Here is a 26,450-nt window from a genome sequence, read left to right as displayed (position 1 = left end):
GTGGTTGAAGGAAACAAGCGAAATCCGCTTGCTACACCCTGAAGACGCGCCAGCCATCGGCCCTGTGACAGGCCGCGCGAATTTTTTCTTCAAGCGCCCCGTTTGGCCGCGAACAGCTGCGCGATGCGCGCCAGCTTGTCGGGGTTGCGCTGGGCGCGGATGCGCACGATGCGTTCGCCCTCGATCTCGAAGGTCTGGGCCGATTCGAGTTCGCCGTCCAGAAAGCGCAGCATGCCGGGCTCGCCGTTGAGCTCGACCAGCTCCATGCGCACGCCCGCGCCCATGCGGCGCCAGAGCGAGAAGTACAGCTGCGCCAGCCGCTGGCTGCCGCGCAGGATCTTGCTGAAGGTCTGCACCTTGCCGCCGCCGTCGCCGATGAGTTCGACGTCTTCGGCCATCAGCGCCTTCAGGTCCTGCATGCTGCCGCGCGCGGCGGCGTCGGCAAAGGCGCGCAGCAGGCGCTGGTGGGTCTCGCGCGAGACCTGGAAGCGCGGGCGGGCCTCCTGCACCTGGGTCTTGGCGCGGTGCACCAGCTGGCGGCAGGCGGCCTCGCTCTTGCCGAGGGTCTGGGCGATCTCGTCGTAGTCGGCGTCGAACACCTCGCGCATGAGGAAGGCGGCGCGCGCCTCGGGCGCCAGGCGCTCGAGCACGGCCAGGAAGGCGACGGAGATGTTGTCGACGCGCGCTAGCGTTTCCTCGGGCGTGTCGGGCGACCCGGTGAGCGTGGGCTCGGGCATCCATGGGCCGATGTAGTGCTCGCGCTGGACCTTGGCGCTGCGCAGCCGGTCGATCGACAGGCGCGTGACGACGGTCACGAGCCAGGCTTCGGCGCTGTCGAAACTGGCCTTGTCGGCCTCGTGCCAGCGCAGCCAGGCGTCCTGCACCACCTCTTCGGCCTCGGCCACGGAGCCGAGCATGCGGTAGGCGATGCCCTGGAGGCGGCGGCGGTGGCTGTCGAAGGTGAGGGTCGGGTCGTCCATGCCCGATTAGACGTTTGACGCCGCCGCGTTGTGACAGCCCGCGCCCAAAAAAAATCGCCCCGGCGTGCGGGGCGATTTCGTCGAGCTCTTGGGGGCAGCTCAGGCGCCCTGGTATTCGGGCTTGGGGCCCAGCGTGGCCGAGACTTCCTTGCGGTAGCGGTTCAGCTCCTGCACGGTCTTGAAGCTGCGGTTCATCAACAGGCTCAGGTTGTGCAGGATGCGCTCGCCGACCTTGGTTTCCCAGCCGGCATCGAACTTGATCTGCTTGTCCAGCCAGTGCTCGAGCCAGTCGGGATCGGGCATGCGGCTCTGGATGGTGTCGTTCGGGAACAGCGCCTTGTTCACGTGCAGGTTGGTCGGGTGCAGCGCCTGGGCGGTGCGGCGCGCGCTGGCCATGAGCACGCCGACCTTGGTGAAGGCGGCACGGGCTTCGTCGCCGAACTTTTCCATGGCGCGCTTCATGTAGCGCAGGTAGGCGCCGCCGTGGCGGGCTTCGTCCTGGCTCAGCGTGGTGTAGATGTGCTTGATGACCGGCTCGGTGTGCCACTGGGCGGCGCGGCGGTACCAGTGGTTGAGGCGGATCTCGCCGCAGAAGTGCAGCATGAGGGTTTCGAGCGGGGGCGCGGGGTCGAAGTCGAAGCGCACCTCGTGCAGTTCCTGCTCGGTGGGCGCGTGCTGCGGGCTGAAGCGCTTCAGGTACTCCATGAGCACCAGCGAGTGCTTCTGCTCTTCGAAGAACCAGATCGACATGAACGCCGAAAAGTCGCTATCGTGCCGGTTGTCGCGCAGGAACATCTCGGTGGCCGGCAGCGCCGACCACTCAGTGATGGCATTCATCTTGATGGTCTGCGCCTGCTCTTCAGTCAGCAAGGAAGCGTCGAACGACTGCCAGGGGATGTCCTTGTCCATGTCCCAGCGGACGGATTCGAGTTGTCTGAAGAGTTCCGGGTAGAGCATCAAAGTCTTTCAATGGCCGCCGATTTTAGTCGGGCCGTTTGGCGCGCCCGTGACAGACGCGCGATGATGTGCTTACGCGCGCGCTTGCGCCATAGATGCACACCCCCTTTTCGATCCAGGAGCCCGTCATGCGAACCCCCGCCCGATCGTCGATGCTGCGACGTTGCGCCACGGCCTTTTCCCTCGTGGCGGGCCTGTCCGCCGCCCTGTCGGCGGGTGCCCAGACGGCCCCCGCCGCCCCTGCCGCGCCCGCGGTGGGCAGCGCCGCCGGGTGCCCGGCGATCCTGCAGCACAGCTTCCCGCGGCTGCAGGATGAAAAGCCCCAGAACCTGTGCCAGTACTCCGGAAAAGTGGTCCTGGTGGTTAACACGGCCAGTTTTTGCGGCTTCACCCCGCAGTACAAGGGGCTGGAGGCGCTGGACATGAAGTACCGCGCCCGCGGCCTGGTGGTGCTGGGCTTCCCGTCGAACGATTTCTCCCAGGAATCGGGCTCCAACAAGGAAATCGCCGATTTCTGCGAAAGCACCTTCGGCGTGAAATTCCCGATGTTCGCCAAGTCGTCGGTGCGCGGCACCGCCGCCAACCCGCTGTTCAAGCAGCTCGCGCAGGCCTCGGGCACGACGCCGAAGTGGAACTTCTACAAGTACCTGATCGGGCGCGACGGCAAGGTGGTGCAGGCGTGGTCGAGCATGACGGCGCCCGACGAGAACGGCTTCATCCAGGTCATCGAGAAACAGCTCGGCCCCAGCGGCGACTGACCGCCCTGCAATGTGAACTTTGAGTCACAAACGTTTACCACTCGAACGGGAACCGTGCGGCGGCACCGCGCTCATACTTGAGCGTGGGCGGCCAAGGCCCACAGGTTTTCATGTTGCGAGGTCTTCCGGGCGCCTGCCGTCCGGTTGAAATCCCGAGGCGATTCTTCTCCTCCTCCCTCCCTCCCTCCTTCGTGTCGGGGCGCCTCGCAGCATTTTTGTCTTCCCGCCGACAGCGGGGCCCGCGATGACGCAGCGCCCCCTCGGCCTTCCCGCATGCGGTGGCCCGAACGGCCCCAAGAAAAAAGCGCCCCGCGGGGCGCTTTGTCGTTTCAGGGCTGGGTGTCGATGAAGCTCGGCCGCAGCATGAGCTTGTCGTACAACTTGGCCAGGTTGGCGTGGTCGCCGCGCCAGTCGATCTCGGGAAACCGCAGCCCCAGCCAGCCCAGCGCGCAGCCGACCGCGATGTCGGACAGGCTCAGGTGGATGCCGCTGCAGAAGGGCTTGTCGCCCAGGCCCTTGGCCATGGCGGCCACGCCGGCCTGGACCTTGGCGCGCTGGCGCTCGATCCAGGCGGCGCTGCGCTCGGCGTCGGCGCGGCCGGACCAGGTGGCTTCGAGGCGCCAGAGCACGCCGGCGTCCATGACGCCGTCGGCCAGCGCTTCCCAGGTCTTGACCTCGGCGCGCTCGCGGCTTTGCTGCGGAATGAGCTTGCCCACGGGCGACAGGGTGTCGATGTATTCGACGATGACGCGCGAGTCGAACATCGCCTCGCCGCCTTCCATGATCAGGCACGGCACCTTGCCCAGCGGGTTCGAATGGGCGATCGTGGTGTCTGCGGACCAGACGTCTTCGATCACGAACTGGTAGTCGAGCCGCTTTTCGGCCAGCACCACGCGCACCTTGCGCACATACGGGCTGGCGGCGGATCCGATCAGTTTCATGAAGGCTCTCTCCCCATCGCTTGTTAACGTTTGTTCGCAGGCATTTTAGGTGAAGGGAAAAAGACAGCGCCCGAATTCCCCCGCGGCGCGGCCACCCGGCGGCCGCCTAAAATTCGGGCATGAGCTTTTCCACCGTCTCCGCCCTCTCCCCCCTTGACGGCCGCTATGCGGCCAAACTCGCGGCCTTGCGCCCGCTGATGAGCGAACAGGGCTATATGCACCGTCGCGTGCAGGTGGAGGTGGCCTGGTTCATTGCGCTGTCCGACTGCGGCTTTGCCGAGTTCAAGCCCCTCACGGGCGGCGCCCGCAAGTACCTGATGGGGCTGGTGTCGCACTTCTCCGAAGCCGACGCCCTGGCCATCAAGGACATCGAGAAGACCACCAACCACGACGTGAAGGCCGTCGAATACTGGATCAAGTCGAAGTTCGAAGCCCGGCCGGAGCTGCTGGCCGCCGCCGAGTTCGTGCATTTCGCCTGCACCAGCGAAGACATCAACAACACCAGCCACGCCCTGCAGATCCAGGCCGCGCGCGACACCGTGGTGCTGCCGGCCATCGACGGCCTGATCGCCAAGCTGCGCGAGATGGCGCACCAGTTCGCCGACGTGTCGATGCTCTCGCGCACGCACGGCCAGACCGCCAGCCCGACCACCGTGGGCAAGGAAATCGCCAACGTGGCGGTGCGCCTGACCAAGGCCCGCGCGCAAATCGCCGCCGTGCAACTGCTCGGCAAGATGAATGGCGCGGTCGGCAACTACAACGCCCACCTGGCCGCCTGGCCCGAGTTCGACTGGGAAGCCTTCAGCCGCAAGGTCGTCGAGACGCCCGCGCCGCTGGGCCTGGGCCTGAGCTTCCAGCCGTACAGCATCCAGATCGAGCCGCACGACTACATGGCCGAGCTGTTCGACGCCGTGGCGCGCGTCAACACGATCCTGGTCGACTTCTCGCGCGACATCTGGGGCTACGTGAGCCTGGGCTACTTCAAGCAGCGCCTGAAGAAGGGCGAGATCGGCTCGTCGACCATGCCGCACAAGGTCAACCCGATCGACTTCGAGAACGCCGAGGGCAACCTGGGCCTGGCCAACGCGGTGCTGCGCCACCTGAGCGAAAAGCTGCCCATCAGCCGCTGGCAGCGCGACCTGACCGACAGCACGGTGCTGCGCAACATCGGCGTGGGCTTCGGCTACGCCACGCTGGCCTACGCGAGCCTGGCCACCGGCCTGGGCAAGCTCGAGATCAACCAGGAAGCGCTGGCCGACGACCTCGAGGCCTCGTGGGAAGTGCTGGCCGAGCCGATCCAGACCGTGATGCGCCGCTTCGGCGTGCAGGGCGCCTACGAGCAGCTCAAGGAAGTCACGCGCGGCAAGACCGTGACGGCCGAGGCGCTGCACGGGCTGATCCGCTCGCTGGCCATTCCTGAAGAGGAAAAAGCCCGCCTCCTGGCCATGACGCCCGCCAGCTACACCGGCAAGGCGGCCGAGCTGGCCCGTAGAATTTAGGCTTCCCCCCGCGACGATCCGCCGGCCCGTGCCGCCCACGGCCGGTGCGCCTCGTTCGCCATTCGATACCCACCAGCCAACGTGCCCTGTGCAGGGCACGCCAGCCGACAACCCTGACGGGACGCCCCGACGTCCCCGTTGTTCATGCTGCGCGCCCCACTGAGACGCCTCTGGCTCACGCTCCACCGATGGATCGGCCTCACGCTCGGGCCGCTGCTCGCCCTCACGGCGCTCCTGGGCGCCCTGCTGGTGGTGGCGCTGCCGCTCGACCGCGCAGCGCATCCTGAGCTCTTCGTCGCGCACAGCAACAGCAGTGCGGCCCCGGCGCCGCTGGAGCCGCTGCGCCAGCGCCTGCTCGCCGAGTTCGGCCCCGACACCAACTTCACGCTGCGCCCGCCACGCCAGCCCGGCGACACGCTCTGGGTGCTGGTGCGCGGCCCGTGGGACGGCACGCTCTACCTCGACCCCGCCACCGGCGCCGAACAGGGCCGCCGCGGCACGCACGAAGGCGCCTACAACCTGCTGTTCGAGCTGCACAGCAGCCTGCTGCTGGAAGACACGGGCAAGGGCATCCTCGCCATCGCCGCGCTGGCCTACCTGTTCCTGCTGGTCACCGGCGTGGTGCTGTGGTGGCCGGCGCGCTGGCCGCCCTCGCTGGGCATCGTGCTGGACCGCGGCCTGCTGCGCGGGCTGTTCGACCTGCACCGCACGGGCGGCGCCGTGCTCGGACTGCTGATCGCGGTGTCGGTCTTCACCGGCGCCTACATGGCCTGGCGACCGCTGGGCGGCTTCATCTCGACCGCGCTCGGACAGACACCTGTCAAGGCACCCGTCGTGACCAAGGGCACCGCCGCCGGCCCTCGCCTGCCGCTCGACGACCTCGTCGCCCGCGCGCAAGCCGTGTTCCCCGGTCAGCCCATCGGCTACGTGCAGGTGCCCGGCCGCGCGGACCGGCCGCTGCGCGTGCGCTTCCGGCTCGCCGACGACCCGCACCCGAACGGCATCAGCTCGGTGTGGGTGCATCCGGTCACGGGCGAGCTGCTCGGCGTGCGCCGCTGGCAGGGCATGGACACCGGCAACGGCGCGGTGGCCGTGATCTACCCGCTGCACACCGGCGTGCTCGGCGGCGTGATGCACCAGGCGGTCACCGCGCTGCTGGGCCTGGCGCTGGCCGGCCTCGGCCTGAGCGGCGTGTGGCTCTGGTGGCGCCGGCGCGCCGTGGCTGCGGCTGCGCGCAGCCAGGCGCTGTCCCGCGGCACGGCGCCCTGAACGACGCACACATCCCATCCCTTCATCCATCACAAATACACCGAGGAGGACTCCCTTGTTCCCGCACAGAAAAACCGCCATCGCCCTGGCCCTGCTGCCCCTGAGCCTGCACAGCTTCGCGGCCGACGCCGAGCCGTCGAAGTCGCTCGAGGCCATCACCGTCACCGGCGACTGGCTCGGCACGCCCACCGAGACCAAGGTGCTCGAGCACGCCGGCGCGCGCAGCATCGTGGAGCGCCAGCAGATCCAGGAAAGCGGCTCGGCCAGCGTGCGCGACGTGCTGCGCCAGGTGCCCGGCGTGCAGGTGCAGGAGAGCAACGGCACCGGCGGCAGCGACATCTCGCTCAACGTGGGCGTGCGCGGCCTGACCTCGCGGCTGTCGCCGCGCTCGACCGTGTTGCTGGACGGCGTGCCGCTGGCCTACGCGCCCTACGGCCAGCCGCAGCTGTCGCTGGCACCGGTGTCGCTGGGCAGCCTCGAGGCGGTCGACGTGGTGCGCGGCGCGGGCTCGGTGCGCTACGGCCCCCAGAACGTGGGCGGCATCATCAACTTCGTGACGCGCTCGATCCCCAAGCAGTTCGCGGGCGAAGTCGGCGTGGGCGTGGAGAGCGCCGGCCACGGCGGCGGCACCAAGAGCACGCCCAACCTGTTCATCGGCGGCACCAACGAGAACGGCCTGGGGCTGGCACTGCTTTATTCGGGTACGCACGGGGACGGCTTTCGCCAGAGCAACGACAAGACCCGCATCGACGACCTGATGCTCAAGGGTGCCTACCGCCTCTCGAAGACCGACGACATCGCGATCTCGCTGCACCACTTCGAAGGCAAGGGGCGCATGCCCGGCGGCCTGACGACGGCGCAGTTCGCGGCCAACCCGTTCCAGTCGGACCGCCCCTACGACGAGTTCACGGGCCGCCGCACCGACGGCTCGCTCAAGTACACGCACAACGACGGCGTGAACAAGTTCGAGATGCTGACCTACTACACGGACTCGTACCGCAGCAGCTACCTCGAGCAGGAAGGCACGGGCGCCAACGCCAACCGCCGCCGCCTGACCACCGCGCCGCGCAACTACAAGACCTACGCCTTCGAACCCCGCTACTCGCGCCTGATCGACTCGGGCAGCGTGGTGCAGGAAATCAGCATCGGCGCGCGCTACCTGAAGGAAGAGGCTTCCGAGGTGGCCACGCGCAGCAGCTACTACCGGCCGGCGCCGGGCTTCGACGCCTACGCGCTCGCGCAGCCCGCGTACCAGACGAGCAAGGGCGGCACGACCGCGCACGCGTTCTACATCGACGACCGCATCGACTTCGGCAACTGGACGGTCACGCCCGGCGTGCGCTACGAGTCCTTCCGCTCGCACAACGACGTGTTCACGGTGACCAACAACCGCATCACCAACGCGATCTACCCGAAGATCGATTCCAACGAGGTACTGCCCACGCTGTCGGTGCTCTACCGCATGAGCGAGCGCTGGACGCTGTTCGCCAATGCCGGCGTGTCGTTCGGGCCGCAGCAGTACGCCCAGCTCGCGCAATCGACCACCAGCCTGCACCCCGAGAAGGCCAAGACCTACGAGATCGGCACCAAGTACAAGGGCGAATCGTGGAGCGGCGAGCTGACGTTGTTCAACATCAACTTCGACAAGGAGCTGCAGCTGGCGCGCTCCATCACCGGCGACGTCGGCCAGTGGACCGACCTGGGCGCCACGCGCCACCGCGGACTGGAGTCGGCGCTGCGCTACGACCTGGGCAGCCTGAGCGACGCGCTCAAGGGGCTGTCGGTGTCGGGCACCTACACGTACACGCAGGCCACCTCGAAGGCGGGCGTGTTCGCGGGGCGCGACCTGCCCTTCTACTCGCGCCACGTCGCAACGCTCGGCGCGCGCTACGAGCGCGGGCCGTGGACGCTCAACGCCGACCTCTACGCGCAATCCAAGCAGCGTTCGCCGGGCTCGCCGGACGACGGCGCCAGGTACATCACCGTGGAAGACCCGAGCGGGCGGCTGGGCGACATCCCGGGCTACGGCACGGTGAACCTGCGCGCCGCCTACGACTTCGGCCCCTCGCTGAGCCACCTGAAGCTGGCCGTGGGCGTGAAGAACCTGTTCGACCGCCGCTACTACAACCGTTCGGTCGACAACAACGGCGGCAAGTACGTGGGCCAGCCGCGCACGCTGTACCTGCAAGCGTCGCTGGCGTTCTGAGGCCGAAGGGGCGCGCGCATACACTCGCGCACCCATGGCTCTCAAATCCACCATCTTCAAGGCCACCCTCGCGGTGGCCGACATCGACCACGGCTACTACGCCGACCATGCGCTGACCCTGGCGCGCCACCCCAGCGAGACCGACGAGCGGATGATGATCCGGCTGGTCGCGCTCGCGCTCAACGCGCACCAGCTGCAGGACATCTGCAACGGCGACGGCACGCTGGCCTTCGGCGCGGGCCTGTCGAACGTCGAGGAGCCCGACGTGTGGCTGCGCGACTTCACGGGCCAGACCAAGATCTGGATCGAGGTCGGCCAGCCGGAAGACAAGCCCATCATCAAGGCCTGCGGCAAGGCCGACGAGGTGATCGTCTACTGCTTCAACCACGCGGCCGAGATCTGGTGGCGCGGCATCGAGAGCAAGCTCACGCGGCCGCAGAACCTGAAGGTCTACCGCGTGCCCACCGAGGCCTCGCAGGCGCTCGCCAGGCTGGCGCAGCGCAGCATGCAGCTGCAGGCGACGATCCAGGAAAGCACGCTGACGCTGGGCGACGGCGTCAACAGCATCGACGTCGAACTGCTCAAGTGGAAGTGAAGGGTCCGCGCGGCTAGGCCGCCGGCATCATCTCGCCGCACTGCCAGCACTGCTCGAAACCGCCTTCGACCTGCTCGCCGCACACGCACAGCCAGCTGCGTTGCGGGCGGTTCTGCAGTTCGTGCAACAGGCGCTTCGCGAGCTCGTACTGCGATTCGTCGTCGATCCAGATCTCGGGCAGGCACTGGTCGGGCGGCAGTTGGCCCATGACCGCGCCGAGGAATTCGCGCTGCACGGTGGCGGCCACGCCCTCCTCGCACAAGGCGTGCGCCCACACGGTCGCGATCGCGAGGTTGGGGGCTTGCGCGAGGCGGCGCATGGTCAGGGGGCCCAGTTTTTCTCGTCGTCCGGGTCGAACTCGGTCTCTGCAGCGGTCGGCTCGGCTTCGCGTGCGCGCTCGGCATAGCGGTTGAAGCGCCAGGCCGAGTCTTCCATGGTGATGCGGCGCCAGGTGACGCGCTTCTCGACCGGCGTCATGGCCGGCCAATATTGCACCTCGTCGAAGGTGCGTCCGCAGCCCTTGCATTCGTCGTCGCCCTGGCTGGTCGAGCAGATCGCGATGCAGGGCGTGTCGGGCGTGCTGTGGTACCAGTCGAGCCACGCGGCCCAGGCCTTGGCGGGAAAGCCGACCTCGTCGACCTCGTCTTCGTGGTGGAAGACCATGAGCGCGTAGACCTCGGCCAGCGCGCGCAACTCGGGCGCCAGCGTGATGCCGTCGGGCGAGGGAGACTTCTCGCGCCAGTGGTTGATGGCGGCCTCGATGTCGGTGATGTGGATGGCGGCCATGGAGAGTGAAAAAACAGCGAGCGGCGATCATAGTCCCGCAATGTCCCGCCCCTTCCTAGGGCCATATGCGCTCCCAAAAATGGAGCATCCAATGCCCGCTGCATGCGCCCCTCCGGACATTTGCCCTTAAATGTAAAGAAAACTTTTGGTTGCCTCGGCGCGGTCTTCAATGATCTAATCCCGCCCACGAAGGGGAGTAGCTCCCGATCGCTGTCCCCGGGCAGCGTGAATCGTCAGGTCGTCAATACGAAGCACAACACTTCCGGCCTGTCGGGCGACACACGCGCGGACGCAGGTCGGCGCGCTTGCTGTTGTCGAGCGAGACCTTCGATTTGAACCTGCGCAGGTTTGGTCGAAGCGTTCGCAAGTCCCCGGTGTCACCCGGCCTTCGCTCCCCCGCTTTCGACCGCACCCACGCAGGGTGAATCGAAACGCATCGGCATGCCGCTGCCCGTCGTGGTCCCCATCAGGGAGCTGCGGGCGTGGCGCCAAGACAAAGAGGAATCTATGGAACAGTTCATGGCCCCGGAATTCTGGGTCGCGGTCGGTCAGATCATCATGATCGACATTCTTTTGGGCGGCGACAACGCCGTCGTCATCGCGCTGGCCTGCCGCAAGCTGCCGCCCGCGCAACGCACCCAGGGCATCCTGTGGGGTACCGCCGGCGCCATCGTGCTGCGCGTGATCCTGATCTTCTTCGCGCTCACGCTGCTCGCGATTCCGTTCCTGAAGCTGGTGGGCGCAATCCTGCTGCTGTGGATCGGCGTGAAACTGCTGGCCCCCGACCATGACGACGCGCACGGCAACATCGCCGGCAGCGACCGCCTCTGGGGCGCCGTGAAGACCGTGATCGTGGCCGACCTGGTCATGAGCGTGGACAACGTGATCGCCATCGCCGGTGCCGCACAAGGCGCGGGCGACGGCCACCAGATGCCGCTGGTGATCTTCGGTCTGCTCGTGAGCATCCCGATCATCGTCTGGGGCAGCCAGCTGGTCATCAAGCTGATGGACCGCTTCCCGATGATCATCACGCTGGGCGGCATGCTGCTGGGCTGGATCGCCGGCACGATGGCCGTGTCCGACCCCGCCCTGGCGAACCCCGCCAACTGGACCTGGGTGCCGAAGGTGCCGCAGACCGACACCATCAAGTACGCCGCCGGCATCATCGGTGCACTGCTGGTGCTGGCGATCGGCAAGTGGGTGGCCTCGCGCAAGCCGGCCCCCGCCACCCCGGCCCACTGAGCGTTCGTTGAACGATAAACGCCCCGCACTGAAACTTCTTGCATCAATCCGGTCTCTGTCACTCTAACTATCAAAGGAGAGCACTCATGGAAAAGATCATTCTTTACGTCGACGACGCCGTCTATGCCAGCGAGCAGTTCGCCGAACTGGCGCCGGATGCCGACAACGTCGTGGCGCGCCATTGGGTGCTCGTGGCCTGCGCGCCGCGCATGACACACCGGATCAGCAAGTGGGTGAGCCACAGCGCGCGCGAGAACTGGCGCGCCAAGTGGTTCAGCAAGGTGCAGGCGCAGATGCTGCCGCTGCTCGAACGCAACGGCGGCCAGGTGACGGCGGTCCTGGCCAAGGGCCCGCTGACCGACCTGACGCAGCAACTCAAGCGCGAGCACGCGGCCACCCACGTGGTCGATGCGCGCCGCCCGAAGATCGGCGTCGACCTGGAACCGGTCACGCCCGACCAGACCCCGGCCAAGCAATCGGGCTGGGCCTTTCCCGGCGCCGTGATGGGCATGGGCGCGCTGCTGGTGCTGGCCAACGAGCTGGCCGAATAAGCCTGATCAGGGCCGCACGCCCTCCCGAACCGACACAAGCCCCGCTGCGGCAACGCAGCGGGGCTTGTTCTTTTGTGCGGGCCCGTGGGGTATCCTGCGGCGCATGCGCATCCTCCTCAAATGGCTGCTCAGCGCCGTCGCGCTGCTCGCGGTCGCCTACCTCTACAGCGGCGTCCAGGTCCAGAGCTTCGGTTCGGCGCTGCTCGCGGCGGCCGTGATCGGCCTGCTCAACATGGTCGTGCGGCCGGTGCTGGTGATCCTCACGTTGCCGGTCACCATCGTCACGCTCGGGCTGTTCCTGTTCGTGATCAACGCCCTGCTGTTCTGGGCCGCCTCGGGCCTGCTCGGCGGCTTCCATGTGAACGGCTTCCTCGCCGCGCTGCTGGGCTCGCTGATCTACTCGCTGCTCGGGCTGCTCATCGAGAGCGCGCTGGGCGGGCTGCTGTCCTCCCGGCGCTGAGCGCCGCCCCTCGTCGCTTCACTACTTCAGCGGCGGCTCCTCGGCCTGCTGCTTGACCAGCACGTCGACGGCGCGCGCGCGCGTGTCGATGATCGATGCCTCGTAGTGGTCGATGGGCGCGCCCGACTTGCGGACCAGCTCCTGCGCCGCCTTGAAGCGGTCGCGCGCCGCCGGGTAGTCGAGGATCGCCACGTTGGCCTCGGCATCGGCGCGGATCGCGCGCAGCGTGTCGTTCTGCGCGCCGTACAGATTGGCCAGCGTGCGCCAGGCCGTGGCGTCCCGCGGATGAACGGCCACCCAGTCGCGCAGCACGGGCACCATCGGCGCAGGCTGGCGCTGGGCGATCGCCGCTTCGGCCGCGAGGATCATCTCAGGCCGCTCCTTCGACTTGGCGTCGAGCAGTGCCGCCGCGCGAGAGGCGCCACCGGCCGCGAGTTCGATCTCGGCCTGCAGCCAGCGCGCCTGCTTGCTTGCGGCCGCATCGTCGGCCGTGCGGGCCACGAGCCGCTCGGCCAATGCGCGCGCCGCCTTGAAATCGCGCAGCTCCTTGGCCGCCATCGCCGCCGCGTAGAGCGTGCCCGCCTGCTGGGCCGGTGAACTGCCCGCGAACTCGCCGCTCGACGCCGCATTGACCCACAGCCGCAGCACGTCGACACCCGGGCGCGTCAGCACGCGGGCGCGCGAGGCGACCATCGCGTGGTCCATCACCAGCGGCACCGTCGGCGGTGCCGCTTCGGCACGGAACTGGAACCGGCCCTGCATGTCCGAGATGCGCTCGGTCGTCAGCGGGTGGCTGCGCAGGTAGGGGTATGAGCCGTTGTCGTTCAGGCGCGAGGCGTACTGCAGCTTCTCGAACATCGCCGCGGCGCCCTGCGGCGCAAAGCCCGCCTGCGTCATCACGCCGAAGCCGATGCGGTCGGCCTCGCGCTCCATGTCGCGCGAGAAGCTCAGCTGGTTCTGCATGAACAGCGCCTGGCTGCCCATGATCACCGCCTGGCCGGCGTCGGAATTGCGGCTCTTGCTGGCCGCGATCATCCCCAAGATCAGGCCGGCGATCATCAGGGGCATCTGCTTGCCCTGCTTGCTCATGATGCGCGAGATGTGGCGCTGCGTGACGTGCGACAGCTCGTGCCCGAGCACCGTCGCCAACTCGTCGCGGCTGCCGACCGCGGCCAGCAGCCCCAGGTTCAGCCCGAGGTAGCCGCCCGGCAGCGCGAAGGCGTTGATGTTTCGGTCGCGCCCCAGCAGGATGGTCCAAGCGAAACGCTCGTCGAGCTCGGGCGTGAGCTCGCCGCGCGAGCGCGCAGCGGCCAGCAGCCGCTGCCAGATGTCCTGCACGTAGGCGGCGATCACCGGGTCGTCGATGTAGTCGGTGTCGCGGTACAGCTCGCGCACGATCTGGTCGCCCAGCCGGCGCTCGGCGCTGGCCGTCATCTCGCCGCCGTCACCGAGGCCCGGCAGGATCTGCTGCACCTGCGCCAGCGCGGGGGCCGGCAACAGCACCTGGGAAGCTATCAAAAAGGTAGCGCACACCGCATGCCGGAGGGGCGTCGGGCGCGTTTTCTTGTGGGAAGAGGGAGTCAAGCGCGGCATTCCTCGTCTGTGGCTCGGGCTCGTATGATGCATCTTCAAAACGAACGTTCACCGATGAGCACCCTCACCCATTTTGACGCCCAGGGCCAGGCCCACATGGTCGACGTGGCGGCCAAGCCCGCCACCCACCGCGTGGCTGTGGCCACCGGCCGCATCGAGATGCAGCCCGCGACGCTGGCGCTGATCGAATCGGGCACCGCCAAGAAGGGCGACGTGCTGGGCATCGCGCGCATCGCCGGCATCCAGGCGGCCAAGAAGACCAGCGACCTGATCCCGCTGTGCCACCCGCTGGCGCTGACCCGCGTGGCCGTGGCCTTCGCGCTCGCCGAGGGCGGCCAGGCGCCGCAGGTGGCCTGCACCGCGACCGTCGAGACCGTCGGCCCGACCGGCGTGGAAATGGAAGCCCTGACCGCCGTGCAGGTCGCGCTGCTCACCATCTACGACATGTGCAAGGCCGTGGACCGCGGGATGCGGATCACCGACGTGCATGTGCTGGAGAAGCACGGCGGGAAGTCGGGCAGCTACGTCGCGACGGCGGGCTGAAATCCAGCGGCTACAGTTCGGGCGCGTCGTCCGGGCGGTTGTCCAGCCAGCGGGCGAACGCGGCTGGAAACGCTACACGGAAGCGCTCGGCCAGCGCGTGCGCTTCTGCATCGCGCCCCAGCAGCTCGGCGCTTTCGATCAGCTTCACGATGACACGCGGCTCGGGCGAAAAGTGCAGCACGCGCCCGGCCAGTTCGAGCATGTTTGCGGCATTCGCCGGCGTGACGGCTGTCAGCGTCACCTCGGCGAAGTCCACCTGGCGTGAGAACAGCCATGAGCCCTGGAGCTTGGCGAGCGTGTCGTCGCGGTAGGCCGGCATGCGGGCGTCGCGCGGCAGGTAGATCTGGCTGATGCGGGTGTAGTCCCAGGCGGCGTAGCCGATGACGACGACCCAGGCCGCGGCGGCTGCGAATGCAGCGAGTTTTCTGCCGTTCGCTTCCGGGCGCTTGGGCGATGCCGGCCACAGGATGCCGAGGCACAGGCCGAACACTAACTGGAACGGGCCGTACCAGAGCGGGTACTCGAGCAGGCTGTGCACGAGGATGACGCCGAGCAGGCCCCACGCCATCAGCCGCAAAGGATCGCGCTCGCGCCAAGGCTTTGCCGCCCCCACCATCCACAGAAAGCCGCCGCAGATGAGCAGCGCCGCCGGAATGCCCAGCTCGACCGCGAGGTGCAGCGGCAGGTTGTGGGCGTTGTCGAGGATCACGGGGAAACGCGGGCCGCCGTACAGCGTGGCGAAATGCGCGAAGCTGAGCTCGCCCCAGCCCCAGCCGGTGAGGGGGCGCTGGGCGATCAGGGTCAGGACGTTCTGCCAGAGGACGATGCGGCTGTCGGTGGTGACGACGGCGGGTTGCAGGCGGTGGAGCATGCCGGTGCCGGAAACCGCAGTGCCGGCACTGGCCAGATACGGCAACAGCCAATGAAATGCGACATACAAGGGAATCGCGCCGAACAGGACCCACGGCGCAGGAAGACCGAAACGCTCGCTCTGCGCGCCTCCTTGCGATCCGCGGCGCTCCCGCCATGCCATGACGGCGGCGATGCTGGCGATCAACAGCAATTGCAGCAAGCCCGTGCGGGATACTGACGCCGCCACGGCTGCGACCAGCAGAACGGCTGCGACACTCAACGCCCATCCAGTGCGTCGAGATCGCCGCGACGCATACAGCCATAACGCCGCGACCAAGGCAAGGTTGATCAGCGTCGCGAACTGGTTGCGCTGGCGAAGATTCCCCCAGGCACGTCCTTCGGAGGGAGAGGTGGTCAGGTGGCCAAGAAACTCCGTCCAGCCGTAGTACTGGAGCAGGCCAAGGACCGCGGTCAGCAAGCCTGAGACGAGCAGGCCCATCGCCACTGAACGGGCATGCGACCCTTGACCGCTGACCGCCCCCGCGCCAATGGAGGCTGCAGCGCCTATTCCCACGAACACGCCCAATGTGGGCCACAGGATCGCGGTGACTCGGCCCACGTCTGACAGCACGACGAAGAACGCACTTGCGGCCAACCAGATCCACATCTTTCGTTGCAGAGGGCCTGTTGGCATCAGCACCAGCAGTCCTGCAAGGCATGCCCCTGTGACGAACGACTGCCAAGTATTGACTGAGGGTCCCGCGACCAGCGGGCTCAAGAAAGGGAATGCCACCAGCCCCGCAAGCACCACGAGACTTGCGCGGTCGGCCACAGGTGCGGGGGCGCAGGCAATGTCAACGGTCATCCGTTGACATTGTGCCCTTGGCCCGAATTTCCGAACGGCGGCCCGGTCGGGCCAGAGAGCAACGCCCGACAACCCTGCCGGCGACAGCTTGCCGTACCGTCAGGATCTCAGAACGGTGGCGAAACCACCGGCCTCCAGGCGCGGCGCCAGACCTTGGGCGCCGAGCAGCCGTCACCGGCCTTCTGCGTGCCGCCCACCCCGGTCAGATAGCCAGTCTCGTTGGTGCAATCGACATCGGGCCTCAGGTCCGGCCGGCCTTCGTTCGGCTGGCCGATCATGTTGCGCGAACTCACGTTGCCACGCGTGAAGCCACCAGCAGGAATGGAGACGATCGAATAGAAATCGAAGCTGCCATTGGAATCGACGTCGAAGGAATACTTGTTCTTGCCCGTCAGCGCGTCGAGCACATAGATGATGTTGGGCAGGCTGCCGGTGGCCGTGCAGGACTCGAGGCCCAGGTTCCGGTCTTCCGGCAGGAATGACGTGATCATCACGCTGCTGCCCAGGTTGGCCAGGTCGCCCACAACGCGTTCACCATTGGCCATGGCCCCGGTGTAGTTGATCACCCCCAGATTCAGCAACCACCCCTTTTTGGTTTTCCAGTCCACGGGGTTGGCGCTGACTTGGTAGAAATTCTTGCCATTCTCGATGCCGGTTCCCAGTTTCGCCGACCCCGTGTCGATGGTTTGCGCCACCAGATCCGCGAGCACGACCTTGTTGAAGCCCGTCTTGTCGTTGCCCCCGATCGGCGTCTGGTCCCAGATGCCGTAGATGGCCTGCTTTGTTGCAGGCGTCGTCAGGTCGTCCTCGTCCAACAGGATGCCGGTGCCCACCACCACGATGGCGCCGCACTGCGACGTGGTGCTGTACGTGCAGGCGCTCGCGTCGCCGGGGTGGACCTGCCATGTCGGCGCCGCGTAGATGGGCTGCGTCTTGCCACCCGGCGTGGTGAACAGCGGCCGGTCATAGGACACCACGAACTTCGAACTACGCAGGTCGAAACGCCACAGATTGCCGTTGGCGTCACCGGCATAGGCGGCAACGATCTTGCGGGTGGTGTCCCGCACGGCGACTACACCGCCCAGGCCGCGGTTGCCGCCGGTGACGGCGTTGCCAAACGCGGCTGGCAGCGGGATGAATTTCTTGAGTTTTCCGGTGATCGCCTCCACCACATACAGGCCGACCTGCTTGCCCGTCGCCGGGTAGTGGCCGCTGCCCGTCAACACAACCCAAGTGCCGTCGTCCAGCTGACCTGCGGTGGGGTTGTTGGTCACATTGGTCAGGTTGTCGTATCCCTCGGTCTTGTTGTTCAATTCCCAGAGAAAGTGATCCTTGGTCGGGGTCCGGTTCCCCGAGTTCATGGGTGACTCCAAGCCATACATGAAACTGCCCGCGCGCCCACCCGTGCCGAACACCAGTTGGCGCCATGCGGCGGCTCCGCCCGCAGGGGTCAGGTTGTTCGTGTCGTACACGTCGTGCTCCACCAATGGCCCGTCAAGCGTGTAGCGGAAGCGGAAATTCGAGTTGGCCAGATCGATCTGTGAGGCCATGGCCCCCTTGGGCATGAATTCGGCCAGTTCCGTACCGGCCGGAATGCCCGACAGCGTGGTGTCGTTCTTGGCGGCGTTCAGCACATGGACCTTGCCGTTGTTGGTGGCCGCAAAGATGGTCGGAGGCAGCGATGTCTTGTTGCCCTTATAGGCGGCATAGGTGTCCTTGCCATCGACCGAGCCATAGATGTTGTAGCCCATGTCGATACGTCCACCCACGAACACCGGCGGCGAATTGACCGAGGCGCCGATCGGCTGCTTGCGTGAGCGATAGACGGTGTTGTTGATGTCCTTCTGCGGGTCCTCACCCAACAGGTAGCGGATGAAGCTGCTGTCGGTTTTTTGCAGGTTGTCCGCATTCAACAGCGCCTTGAAGTCGAGCGGCAAATTATTCAGCGTCGTGTTGTAGTTCAACTCCACACGCTTGGTGGCGAGTTTGCTGGGCGCATTGGCGTCGTAGTCCGACAGGGAAAAAATCTTCCGGCTCGTCAGGGCCGGCATCTTGGCATTGGCGGACCATGCGGGAACTGCCTTGCCGGACGAATCCACGGAAAGATAGCCGCCGCTGGCATTCAGCTGGAAAGCCTTGATGTCGCCGCTGTTGTCGGCCGTTTGATATTCCGTCGTGTACTTGTATTGGTTTTCCAGTGTCTGGAATTCGCTGCTGTTGCCTGACACGGCCACACCGGCATCGTTGCCCGAACCCACCATGCTGCTGAGCGCATTGTCGAGAGCTTGGCGAACATCTTCGCCCGAATAGACGCTGTACGCGCGACCACCACCAGTGAAGCCGGCGCGGATGAAGTCATCGACGCGCCGGGCATCGGCCGCACTGCCAGAGGTCGAGTTCAAATCGCCAGATGCCCACTTGGGACGCGTTGTTGAATTACCGGCAAGCCAATCGTTGTTGTATGCATTGATTTGTGCCCAGGTCAAACCGTTGGCCGTTCCAGACTCCCCCGACGGCGTCAACCCCCAGCCAATCGTGAAGGTTGTCATGTTCTGCCAGAAAGTGGGGTTGTGCTGGCCTTCAATGGGAGGGACGTTATTAGGCAGTGTGTCGGAGAAGTCCGTGCGCCAGAAGTAACGGGCCGTCAGGTCGGCGAAACCGTAGCTGCTGGCCTCTCCATCGCTGTAAGGGATGTAGAGATTGCGGGCTGCGAGCCTGGTTGCCAGATTGGTATTGGTATTGCTGGACCCCGTGGCTCCGCTCGGGTTGAATTGAAGCGCGGCGGGGTTGCCAGACGGATTTCCGCTGTAATTCGTGCCCTGCGTGCTGGCATATTTGATATCGGCGTTTTTTGTGGTTGCAGAATTCCACGCGCCATCGGACAACACGATTGAATAAGCGCGCCGGCAGCTCAGATCGTTGGCTGCGCTGGTTTCACCCGTGCTTGTTGGATCATTTTTCCAGGGATTTCCGTAAGTCGATTTGACGTCACCATTGTAATAGCTGGCTGCGAGGGACAGCGTATTATGGCTTGGCGTTCCTTGAGCCGGAATGATTCCATAGATCCAGTTGTAGAACTGTGTTTTCCACTTCTTATTGGCATCATCTTTGTCGTCGATGAAATACCGAACACCTCGTACGATGCTGGTTGCCGTTCCGCTTTTTTCGGTTGCCGTGTTGGTGTAGTTGTATTGAACATATCCCACACGAAACTTGTTGTCATAGTTTTGCATCGCCTGACCCACGGCCGTACTGACCGCGAGGGTGCGAGTGCGATACCAGCGATACCAATTGAGAATGTTTTGAAGTTCTTTTGCTTTGGTGCACTCGGTCGCATTTGCTCCGCAATCTGTGCGCTTGTGCCCGGTGGGCAACGTCACGCTGCCTGATGTCGGAGTGATATCTGTCGTGGTATTGGAGGAGCAGCTGGTGTTCGTGCATCGAACATAGGAAAATTTCGCATCACTGTCTATGCTGCCCGCCGTCGTGTACGTGACATAGGACGGGACGTAATTATCGTCATTGATCGTGTAATCGATGCCCGGCGCCGAATACGTAAATTTTCTGGATGATTGGTTGTCTATGAAAACAAGCGGATTGACTTCTGCGACACCGTTTGAATTGACTCGAGGCGAATAAGTAATCGAAGGGTTGTAGTACTGCGTGTTGACGCTGCTCGATCGCATGCGATACCACGCGTAATCACACGAACTGCCTTTGCATCTTTCAGGCATCGAATACCCTTCCTGGTATTCGTACGCCATCGATCCTGAATTGTCCAGTACGAACATCAGGTTGGGCTTGGCGCCCGGCACTGCACTGAACAATGGCGCTTGGCTGGGCGAGCCGGCAGCAAACGCGCCGACCACAGGAAAAGCTGCAACAACGAGCGCAGCGATCAAACGGTGCGCGATCCGTCGAAAAGCTCGCCACGCGCAGGTTGTCTGCGTGGTCGGTGCAAGGGTCTGGAATGCAGTGTTCATCGCTTATTTCCCCGGGCGATCTGGTGTTTCTTCAAGGGTGCCGTGAGGCCGGTGACGTGGTGCGACGCTCGTGGTGCGCAACCAACCGGATCTCAGGCACTGCTATTTGTTTGAGCGAACCGTTGCGTTCGCTATTTCCAGCAATCCGCAACGTCGATGCCCGTGGCGGGGCTCGCTACCCCCTTCACGCCTTGGCTGTTCAGGGTCAACGTGCCGCACTTGTCTGCGCTCATGCTGCCGGTGCGGGTGGCCTTGAGGGTGTAGCTGTGCGTGGTGTCGGGCGCAAACACGGCAATGGTGTAGTTGGCGGCGCCCGTCTTGGGCGAATTGCGCAGGTTCGCGGGAAGCATGCTGACGTCGCCGTTCTTCTGTTCGACTTCGCTGGCGCTTGTGCCTCCCGCACTGGCGGTGTAGCGGTCATTGGCCGAGTAATAGCGCTGCATGAACTGCGCGGCTTCCATCAGGATGCCTTGGGCTTCGGCACGCTTGGAACGACGCACATGCTCCTGGTAGCTCGGCAACGCGACGGCCGCAAGGATGGCAACGATCGCGACGACGATCATGACTTCGATCAAGGTGAAGCCGCGACGGGACCGATGGGAATCGAAAGGTAGGTATGTCATAGCGGAGAGAGGCGGGTGCATGGAATCAACTGCTGCGCGACAGCACGGACTGCATCCATGATTCGGAGCCCCGGGTGGATTTCCCGGTCGAGCTGTCGAACTTGGCGTTGTTGGCGAAGCCCCGGGCGGTGATCAGGTAGCCCGTGAGCTTGGGCGTGGACGTGCTTTCGATCTTCTGAATGAGGCAACGCGGCGCGATGTCCAGCTGTGCGGAGTCGACGTCGGTGCCGGAGGGCTTCTTGTTGTAATAGTCCGACGGAAGGCTGATCACGTTATTGCCGGTCCAGCTGGCGCTCTTGCGCCACTCGGCGGCGAGGTCGAACTCCGAACCGATCGTGGTGGTAATGATCTTGCCGCGCAGGCCCGTGGTGGAGTACTCGGTGTAGTCCTTGCCGTCGCCATCGAAAATGGCCACCTGCTCGCAGAAACGCAGCGCGGTTTCCGCGGCCTCCCGAGCTACTTCGGTGGAGCGGATGCCGTTGATGCTGCGCTCGCTCTGGGTCGCATTGCGGATGGCGAATGTGCCCAGCAGCGACATGATCACGATCAGGATCAGGGTGATGACCAGCACCGCACCACGCTCTCGCCGGACAACAGGGGTACGTCCCAACAGTATGTGCGGGCAGCGATGAATAAAAGGCGTGGTGCTCATTGGATGATCAGGCGGTTTCTCAACAGCACCGTGGTGATGTAGGCCCTGCGCAGATAGCCATCGTTGTTCGTGATGTCAACGTTGCTGCAGTTCTTGTAAGACGTCCCGCCGGCGGGCACGTCCTTCACGGTCCGATCGCTGCGCATGAGCAGGCACACGCGCACGCTCAGCACACGGCTCCAGCGGTCTTCAGTGAGATCGGGAAGGACACCGCTGCTGGCCAACGCGTCGACCCCGGACGCACCCAGGTACTGGACGATCTGGTGCCGCATGGGATCGTAGGTAGAGGCCAGTTCGGCGCTGGGGCGATTGGCCACGCCGTAGAGGATCTGCATGTCTTCGACATTGGCCAGCAGCGGCTGCGCGGTGCCGATGATGTTGGCCGTTGCGCCGCTTTTCTCCGATCCGCGGCAGGACAGCATGGGCTGCGTACTCGCGTCAGTCACCGAGTAGCGGTTGTCTGCCAGGGTGTAGTTTGGCGCTGCAGACGCGGGCGTCGGAGGTGGGGCCACCTGCGAGGGGGTCGCCGCGAAGATGCCGGTGCCCACGCAATTTGTCGCCAACGGCGTGCTGTCGGTCGAGGGCGTCGTGTTGTCCGTGGTGGCCTCGTACCGGATGGCGATGGCGTCGCTGCCGCCGCCCGGTTTGCACGCTAGGCTGCCAAAGGCGCCCGCAGCGGTGGCATCGGTAAAGCCACCGTCGCACCCACGCACAGCCGGGCCCGCGTAGTTGCCCATCACAGTGGCACCGCTGCCTGGAATGATCTGCCGCGAGTAACCAGCTTGCTTGAGTTGCTGCTGGATCAGGTTGAGCGCGAGGATGCCGTCCTCGTTCATCTGCGTTTCGACCTGGGACATCTGGCTGCCCCGACTGGATGCGACATAGATCGAGAGGCTGGACGCCAAGATCACCAGCCCGAGCGTCAGCGCGATCAGCAATTCGAGCAGGGTGAAGCCGGCGATGTGCTGCCGGCGCGCACGGGGCGAGAAGGTTGCGGTGTTCCTCATAGCGTGACCCGGAAATACATGCAGGTCAGCGAAGCCTCGGTCGTCTCGGAAATGTTGGCGCCCTTGGGACACGGCTGCGACTGACGAAAGCCATCGCCCTCCTGGATCGAGGTCCAGATCAACCAGATGTTCAGCACGCGGGTGGCTGGCAGGCCGTTCACGCCCGCCGGTGCGTCCGTCAGGTCTGCGGTGACGTAGGCGGTGCCGCCCGGCAACCGATTGGCGACGTTGGTGAGCCACTGGGACTTGTCGTAGTTCGCAATGGCCGCGCCGCAGGTATTGATGGGATTCGTGGGATTGGAGGTATCGACCTGGCAACTGGCCGGTGCCTCCGTGGGGTCGGTCGTAGCGGCCGAACGCGTGCTGGCGGTGTACGCCGTGGTGTTGGCGTAGTTCGCAAAGCCGGAGAGATTGGCTCGGGCGCGCTCCGTGTAGTCGGTCACGAGGCTCAAGCCGGTGGCCCGCATGCGGGAGAACTGGTTGTACTTGATGGCCGAGGATGTGAGCCCCGCCATGCCGAACAGGGCAACGGCCAGGATGACGATGGCCACCAGCACCTCGATGAGGGTGGCGCCTCGTTGTCTGTTGTGGGTTTTCATGTCCGTGAAAAGAGGGCGGGGCTGTCCAGGTACGGCCGAGCTGTCGGGCGACCTCATCCCTCGTTGCTATCGCAGTCGGACGCGTTCGCTACGGAACGAACACGGCCGGGCTTGGTGATACAGAGGGCCTTGCGCGCCCACGGCGTGGCGCTGGCACTGCTGAAACCGGTGGCGTCGATGTCGATGCCGTTGGCAGCGCCGTTCAGCAGACCGTTGGGCATGAAGACAAAGCGCCCTGCGGTCTTGAGCTTGATGGACGCGATGCCGGAGGGCTCCACCTGACGAAGCAACAGTTCATCGCCGTTCGTCGAAGAAAAGTCGTTGTTGGCGTCGCGATCGTTGTTGACGAACACGATCCAGCCGCTGGCGTAGCCTTTGGCGCCCGCGGCGGTCTCACAGGCGGTGGCGGTGCTGGACGCCACCCGGCACACAACAACCGGGCGTCCACGCGCAATCGCCTCGGTGCGCGCAATGCGCAGCGAGCCAGTCAGGGCATTGACGGTATTGGAGGCGCGCCACTGATTGATGAAGCGCGACATCGACGGGGCGGCGATGCCGACCAAGATCGCGAGGATGGCGAGCGTGACGAGCAGCTCGATGGCCGTCAGGCCGCGCTGACGCTTCCTGGCGACGAGCGTTTGCATTTGTTTTGTAATGTGTCCATATGTGAATCGAATGCTATCCATTCTTGGAGGACACAAAGCCGCCGCTCATCGCTCCCAAGCGACCATCTGGCAGAGACATGCCAGCTTGCGCTGGCTCTTTTTGCACCAACTTTATCGACGGTTGCTGCGGCCTCGCGAAGGGCGCCTAGGCTTATGGCGACACGAGTTACCACAACTCACGACATTGCACCGAGTCAATAGTTTGATCGATTTCGCGCGTGACCCGACTCAAAATCACCGACTCAAAAGTGTTGACGCTGGATCGATGAATTCCGAACTAATTGGCACCATCACTCGAATATTAGCCAAAGCAAAGCCTCGGATTTTCATTGTTGAGATTGACAAATGAATTGCAAACCCTCAAAGGCAGCATCTTGCCTACGCAAAAATTTCAAGATCCACGTCATTGAATTTCTCCAACTCACAAAATCACTACTCAATCGCGCTCTCGGCATTGAAATTAATGCTTGGCAAGTTAAGATTCCTTTTTGCTAGGGCACCCCAATTTTCAATAGCTTCTTGGCACATTTTTCTTCCGTGAATTTTGCAAATTCTAAGAATCACGGCTTGAGCAGCATCACTTTTGTCATTCATCCCCAACGCAAGAGCATATCGAAATAAGACAGGAGGATATCCATACCGCAACGCTGTCATTTTCATTGAATTCAACTCATCCACTGTCATATTCGGCCGCGCCTCTTTGGCAGCGAATTTTTGAAAACTCTCTAGCTGATTCAATACGATAGCATTCGGAGTGGAGATCACCATCGCTTCCGCCCCTATCCCAGCCGCCTCCAGTCGAAATTCTCGAAAGGATTCTTCAAAGCGAGCATAGTCAAACACAATCACAAGAAAAAATGGGAATGTGAGAGCAAGAATACAACACAGACTCTTCCCTTTTTTCATTTTCAAATCAACCCCTCCCCCCCTCTGAAGCCATCCCATCAAAATTCCAAGCGGAATTAAAAAATACGCATAGTCAAAAGGGTATTCCAGCATCGAATGAACAAAGAGCCCGACAATTATGGCAAATACCCACAACTCCGATGCATCCCTCAATTTAAAAAATACCCCAAAACACCAAATGGCCAAGGCCAACACAAGAGCAGCACCCAAAAAAACCCCATTCCAGAGCATCAAGTCAAGAATAAGATTGTGACTGTGTTCAAAATAAGCTCCGACGCTAGGATGATCAGGTGCAATCGCATATTGCGCCGCCCCGACCTGTTGCCATCCGTAACCCCAGAGCGGCTCGCGTCTTAATGCATCGACCATTGATACCCAATAAGACAGCCTTATTTCTTGTCCAACTGAGCTTTGGAAATTACGCCCGCCACCAAGAAGCAGAAAATCGTTTATTTCACGAAACTTGAAGACGCCAATCAATGCAAGCACGCACAAGAGCAATAACAGAACTCCTGAAATTCGAATTAGAAATTTCCCCTTCTTCATCCATAGCAAAATCACAAGAATGGCCAACTGAAGCAAACCAGTCCGTGACTGAGACAGTACCATGCCAATGACAAAAAAGCAGGCAAAAAGAAAAAATGGCAGCCTCCCGACCAATTTTCGCTCATAAATATAAAGCGCAACGCACAGCCCCACGAAACAAATAGTCCCAAAATGATTGGGCTGTGCAACGTTCGCAAATGGGCGCCCCCCCGGTTTCAGCTCCGCAAAATAAACGCCCAACTCCTGGGAACCGGTCCACTGAAGCAATGCAATAGTGACACTCAGAATCGAAAATCCGGCAAGCCCGCCCAAGAAAGCCAACAACCACTCATTTCCCAATTTATCTTTTGCAATAGACCCAACAATGACACAACCGAGCCAAATCAGTATGTAAAAGACAGAAACAAGTGCATCACCGCTATATATTATTTTCCCGAATGCAACCTGAAAAACAACAACAACAACCGAAACGCACGCGACAAACATCAGCAACGCCGACTGTTTTCCTCGATCTATTATTTTGACTTCGGCAAGAATCAGAGCCGCCATCAAGAAAAAGACCAGAATTGAGGCTCCGTCGCTCCATGCAGATACCCATGGCGCGTAATGATTGGGAACAAGCCAGCCAACCCCAATCAGGCTCGACGTAATAAAAATCAGGACTTGCCGAAGCGAAAATTTGGACATAAAAAAAGGCAGCCGAAGCTGCCCATTTCTTTCAGAGAATTATTACCCGCGGCATGAACCCGGACGGAACTTGGGATCGATGGTGCCGTTGCAGACCCAACGACCGATAACCGAACCGGCAGTGGGAACAGTCGTTCCAGTGGCGCCTACGTACGGCGTCAAGGTAATGGTTCCGGTAACGCCCGGAATATTCTGAGCCGTGACGGTAACCACGCCGGCATTGCTGGTTGCCACACTGGCCACGTACTGGGAAGTGGCAGAAGTCGATTCGCACCCCCATGCACCTGCGTTCGGCAATGAGGTGCCTGTGGCCGATTGCACGACTTCGCTAATCGTCGTGCGGCACGCCGACGCAGCCAAAATCAGCTCCGTCACCTTTGCGCGCTTGGTGTAATCCTGATACGCCGGCAGAGCCACAGCAGCCAAGATACCAATGATCGCCACAACGATCATCAATTCGATCAGGGTGAAACCCTTTTGCACATTGCGTGCGATAGAACGACGGTTCATTCATTAACTCCAGGTTGGTTTGTAGAGCCCGGGAACCAGCCCGGAGCGGGGTAACTTCCGCAGCATCCGTGCCACCCGGTTTCCCCACCCTGCAGCCCTCGATCAGGCCGTCTTTGGTCACAAGATGGTTACATGATGTGACACAACTCGCACTCAGATGCCAATTGTGTCGACA

General features: G+C 63.6%; 24 protein-coding genes. 9 read left to right on the top strand and 15 right to left on the bottom strand.

Features of this window, described 5'->3' with window-relative positions; translation table 11 throughout:
* Nucleotides 1-89: 89 nt before the first annotated feature.
* Together AC3WQR_RS21605 and AC3WQR_RS21600 are read right to left on the bottom strand one after the other, a co-directional pair.
* Nucleotides 90-980 (bottom strand): RNA polymerase sigma-70 factor, encoded by an 891-nt coding sequence (locus AC3WQR_RS21605; RefSeq protein WP_139705064.1) that lies wholly within the window; start codon nucleotides 978-980, stop codon nucleotides 90-92.
* A 99-nt stretch (nucleotides 981-1,079) separates the two neighbouring features.
* A complete protein-coding gene (locus AC3WQR_RS21600) occupies nucleotides 1,080-1,937 on the bottom strand; it encodes a ferritin family protein (protein ID WP_062475258.1) in 858 nt (285 codons plus the stop codon).
* Between the two features lie 128 nt (nucleotides 1,938-2,065).
* Between AC3WQR_RS21600 and AC3WQR_RS21595 the strand changes: the two genes are divergently transcribed.
* Nucleotides 2,066-2,695, top strand: a complete 630-nt coding sequence (locus tag AC3WQR_RS21595; RefSeq protein WP_492743516.1) for a glutathione peroxidase — start codon at nucleotides 2,066-2,068, stop codon at nucleotides 2,693-2,695.
* 329 nt (nucleotides 2,696-3,024) lie between these two features.
* Here the strand turns inward: AC3WQR_RS21595 and AC3WQR_RS21590 are convergent, their stop codons facing one another.
* Complete coding sequence (locus AC3WQR_RS21590) at nucleotides 3,025-3,636, bottom strand: glutathione S-transferase N-terminal domain-containing protein (protein ID WP_159279173.1); 612 nt, start codon at nucleotides 3,634-3,636, stop codon at nucleotides 3,025-3,027.
* Between the two features lie 119 nt (nucleotides 3,637-3,755).
* On the opposite strand from AC3WQR_RS21590, the gene purB reads away from it, so the two are divergent.
* From purB to AC3WQR_RS21570, 4 genes are all read left to right on the top strand, one after another.
* Entirely contained in the window at nucleotides 3,756-5,135 is a 1,380-nt protein-coding gene (purB, locus tag AC3WQR_RS21585) for an adenylosuccinate lyase (RefSeq protein ID WP_492743514.1), read from the top strand.
* 144 nt (nucleotides 5,136-5,279) lie between these two features.
* A complete protein-coding gene (locus AC3WQR_RS21580) occupies nucleotides 5,280-6,404 on the top strand; it encodes a PepSY-associated TM helix domain-containing protein (protein ID WP_492743512.1) in 1,125 nt (374 codons plus the stop codon).
* Between the two features lie 55 nt (nucleotides 6,405-6,459).
* The gene (locus AC3WQR_RS21575; RefSeq protein ID WP_492743510.1) at nucleotides 6,460-8,610 is read left to right on the top strand and encodes a TonB-dependent receptor family protein; all 2,151 of its coding nucleotides are present in this window, start codon (nucleotides 6,460-6,462) and stop codon (nucleotides 8,608-8,610) included.
* A 34-nt stretch (nucleotides 8,611-8,644) separates the two neighbouring features.
* On the top strand, nucleotides 8,645-9,205 hold the full coding sequence (locus AC3WQR_RS21570) for a YaeQ family protein (protein ID WP_159279170.1): 561 nt from the start codon (nucleotides 8,645-8,647) through the stop codon (nucleotides 9,203-9,205).
* Between the two features lie 13 nt (nucleotides 9,206-9,218).
* Here AC3WQR_RS21570 and AC3WQR_RS21565 read toward each other — a convergent pair whose 3' ends face one another.
* Together AC3WQR_RS21565 and AC3WQR_RS21560 are read right to left on the bottom strand one after the other, a co-directional pair.
* Nucleotides 9,219-9,524, bottom strand: a complete 306-nt coding sequence (locus AC3WQR_RS21565; protein ID WP_095747296.1) for a putative signal transducing protein — start codon at nucleotides 9,522-9,524, stop codon at nucleotides 9,219-9,221.
* Between the two features lie 2 nt (nucleotides 9,525-9,526).
* Nucleotides 9,527-9,991, bottom strand: coding sequence for a DUF3717 domain-containing protein (locus AC3WQR_RS21560; RefSeq protein WP_139705076.1), 465 nt, complete (start codon nucleotides 9,989-9,991; stop codon nucleotides 9,527-9,529).
* Between the two features lie 507 nt (nucleotides 9,992-10,498).
* Between AC3WQR_RS21560 and AC3WQR_RS21555 the strand changes: the two genes are divergently transcribed.
* From AC3WQR_RS21555 to AC3WQR_RS21545, 3 genes are all read left to right on the top strand, one after another.
* On the top strand, nucleotides 10,499-11,233 hold the full coding sequence (locus tag AC3WQR_RS21555; protein ID WP_062475282.1) for a TerC family protein: 735 nt from the start codon (nucleotides 10,499-10,501) through the stop codon (nucleotides 11,231-11,233).
* An 86-nt stretch (nucleotides 11,234-11,319) separates the two neighbouring features.
* A complete protein-coding gene (locus AC3WQR_RS21550; protein ID WP_070063278.1) occupies nucleotides 11,320-11,784 on the top strand; it encodes a hypothetical protein in 465 nt (154 codons plus the stop codon).
* A 103-nt stretch (nucleotides 11,785-11,887) separates the two neighbouring features.
* Nucleotides 11,888-12,244 carry a phage holin family protein gene (locus AC3WQR_RS21545; RefSeq protein WP_095747298.1) on the top strand — a complete coding sequence of 119 codons (357 nt, stop codon included), beginning with the start codon at nucleotides 11,888-11,890 and terminating at the stop codon, nucleotides 12,242-12,244.
* A 21-nt stretch (nucleotides 12,245-12,265) separates the two neighbouring features.
* On the opposite strand, the gene AC3WQR_RS21540 is transcribed toward AC3WQR_RS21545, so the two are convergent.
* Nucleotides 12,266-13,837 carry a M48 family metalloprotease gene (locus AC3WQR_RS21540; protein WP_492743508.1) on the bottom strand — a complete coding sequence of 524 codons (1,572 nt, stop codon included), beginning with the start codon at nucleotides 13,835-13,837 and terminating at the stop codon, nucleotides 12,266-12,268.
* Between the two features lie 54 nt (nucleotides 13,838-13,891).
* Between AC3WQR_RS21540 and moaC the strand changes: the two genes are divergently transcribed.
* Entirely contained in the window at nucleotides 13,892-14,380 is a 489-nt protein-coding gene (moaC, locus tag AC3WQR_RS21535; RefSeq protein ID WP_062475294.1) for a cyclic pyranopterin monophosphate synthase MoaC, read from the top strand.
* A gap of 10 nt (nucleotides 14,381-14,390) precedes the next feature.
* Here the strand turns inward: moaC and AC3WQR_RS21530 are convergent, their stop codons facing one another.
* The 9 genes from AC3WQR_RS21530 to AC3WQR_RS21490 all read right to left on the bottom strand — a co-directional run bounded on the left by AC3WQR_RS21530 (nucleotide 14,391) and on the right by AC3WQR_RS21490 (nucleotide 26,275).
* A complete protein-coding gene (locus AC3WQR_RS21530; RefSeq protein ID WP_492743506.1) occupies nucleotides 14,391-16,097 on the bottom strand; it encodes a PglL family O-oligosaccharyltransferase in 1,707 nt (568 codons plus the stop codon).
* A 107-nt stretch (nucleotides 16,098-16,204) separates the two neighbouring features.
* A complete protein-coding gene (locus AC3WQR_RS21525) occupies nucleotides 16,205-20,080 on the bottom strand; it encodes a pilus assembly protein (protein ID WP_492743504.1) in 3,876 nt (1,291 codons plus the stop codon).
* Nucleotides 20,081-20,211: 131 nt separating this feature from the next.
* Nucleotides 20,212-20,655, bottom strand: a complete 444-nt coding sequence (locus tag AC3WQR_RS21520) for a type IV pilin protein (protein WP_307695250.1) — start codon at nucleotides 20,653-20,655, stop codon at nucleotides 20,212-20,214.
* Nucleotides 20,656-20,728: 73 nt separating this feature from the next.
* On the bottom strand, nucleotides 20,729-21,355 hold the full coding sequence (locus AC3WQR_RS21515; RefSeq protein ID WP_492743501.1) for a pilus assembly PilX family protein: 627 nt from the start codon (nucleotides 21,353-21,355) through the stop codon (nucleotides 20,729-20,731).
* A complete protein-coding gene (locus AC3WQR_RS21510) occupies nucleotides 21,352-22,362 on the bottom strand; it encodes a PilW family protein (protein ID WP_492743499.1) in 1,011 nt (336 codons plus the stop codon). The genes AC3WQR_RS21515 and AC3WQR_RS21510 overlap by 4 nt, the downstream gene beginning before the upstream one ends.
* Nucleotides 22,359-22,961 carry a type IV pilus modification protein PilV gene (pilV, locus tag AC3WQR_RS21505; RefSeq protein WP_307637715.1) on the bottom strand — a complete coding sequence of 201 codons (603 nt, stop codon included), beginning with the start codon at nucleotides 22,959-22,961 and terminating at the stop codon, nucleotides 22,359-22,361. Before pilV ends, AC3WQR_RS21510 begins: the two co-directional genes overlap by 4 nt.
* Before the next feature lie 53 nt (nucleotides 22,962-23,014).
* On the bottom strand, nucleotides 23,015-23,605 hold the full coding sequence (locus tag AC3WQR_RS21500) for a GspH/FimT family pseudopilin (RefSeq protein ID WP_492743497.1): 591 nt from the start codon (nucleotides 23,603-23,605) through the stop codon (nucleotides 23,015-23,017).
* A 453-nt stretch (nucleotides 23,606-24,058) separates the two neighbouring features.
* Complete coding sequence (locus AC3WQR_RS21495; protein WP_492743495.1) at nucleotides 24,059-25,765, bottom strand: PglL family O-oligosaccharyltransferase; 1,707 nt, start codon at nucleotides 25,763-25,765, stop codon at nucleotides 24,059-24,061.
* 42 nt (nucleotides 25,766-25,807) lie between these two features.
* Complete coding sequence (locus AC3WQR_RS21490) at nucleotides 25,808-26,275, bottom strand: pilin (RefSeq protein WP_492743493.1); 468 nt, start codon at nucleotides 26,273-26,275, stop codon at nucleotides 25,808-25,810.
* Between the last annotated feature and the right edge of the window lie 175 nt (nucleotides 26,276-26,450).

This window comes from Variovorax sp. FW305-3-2-15-B-LB1 (assembly GCF_058787635.1).
The sequence above is the reverse complement of the archived record's forward strand: the minus strand, read 5'-3'. Positions and strand labels throughout refer to the sequence as shown.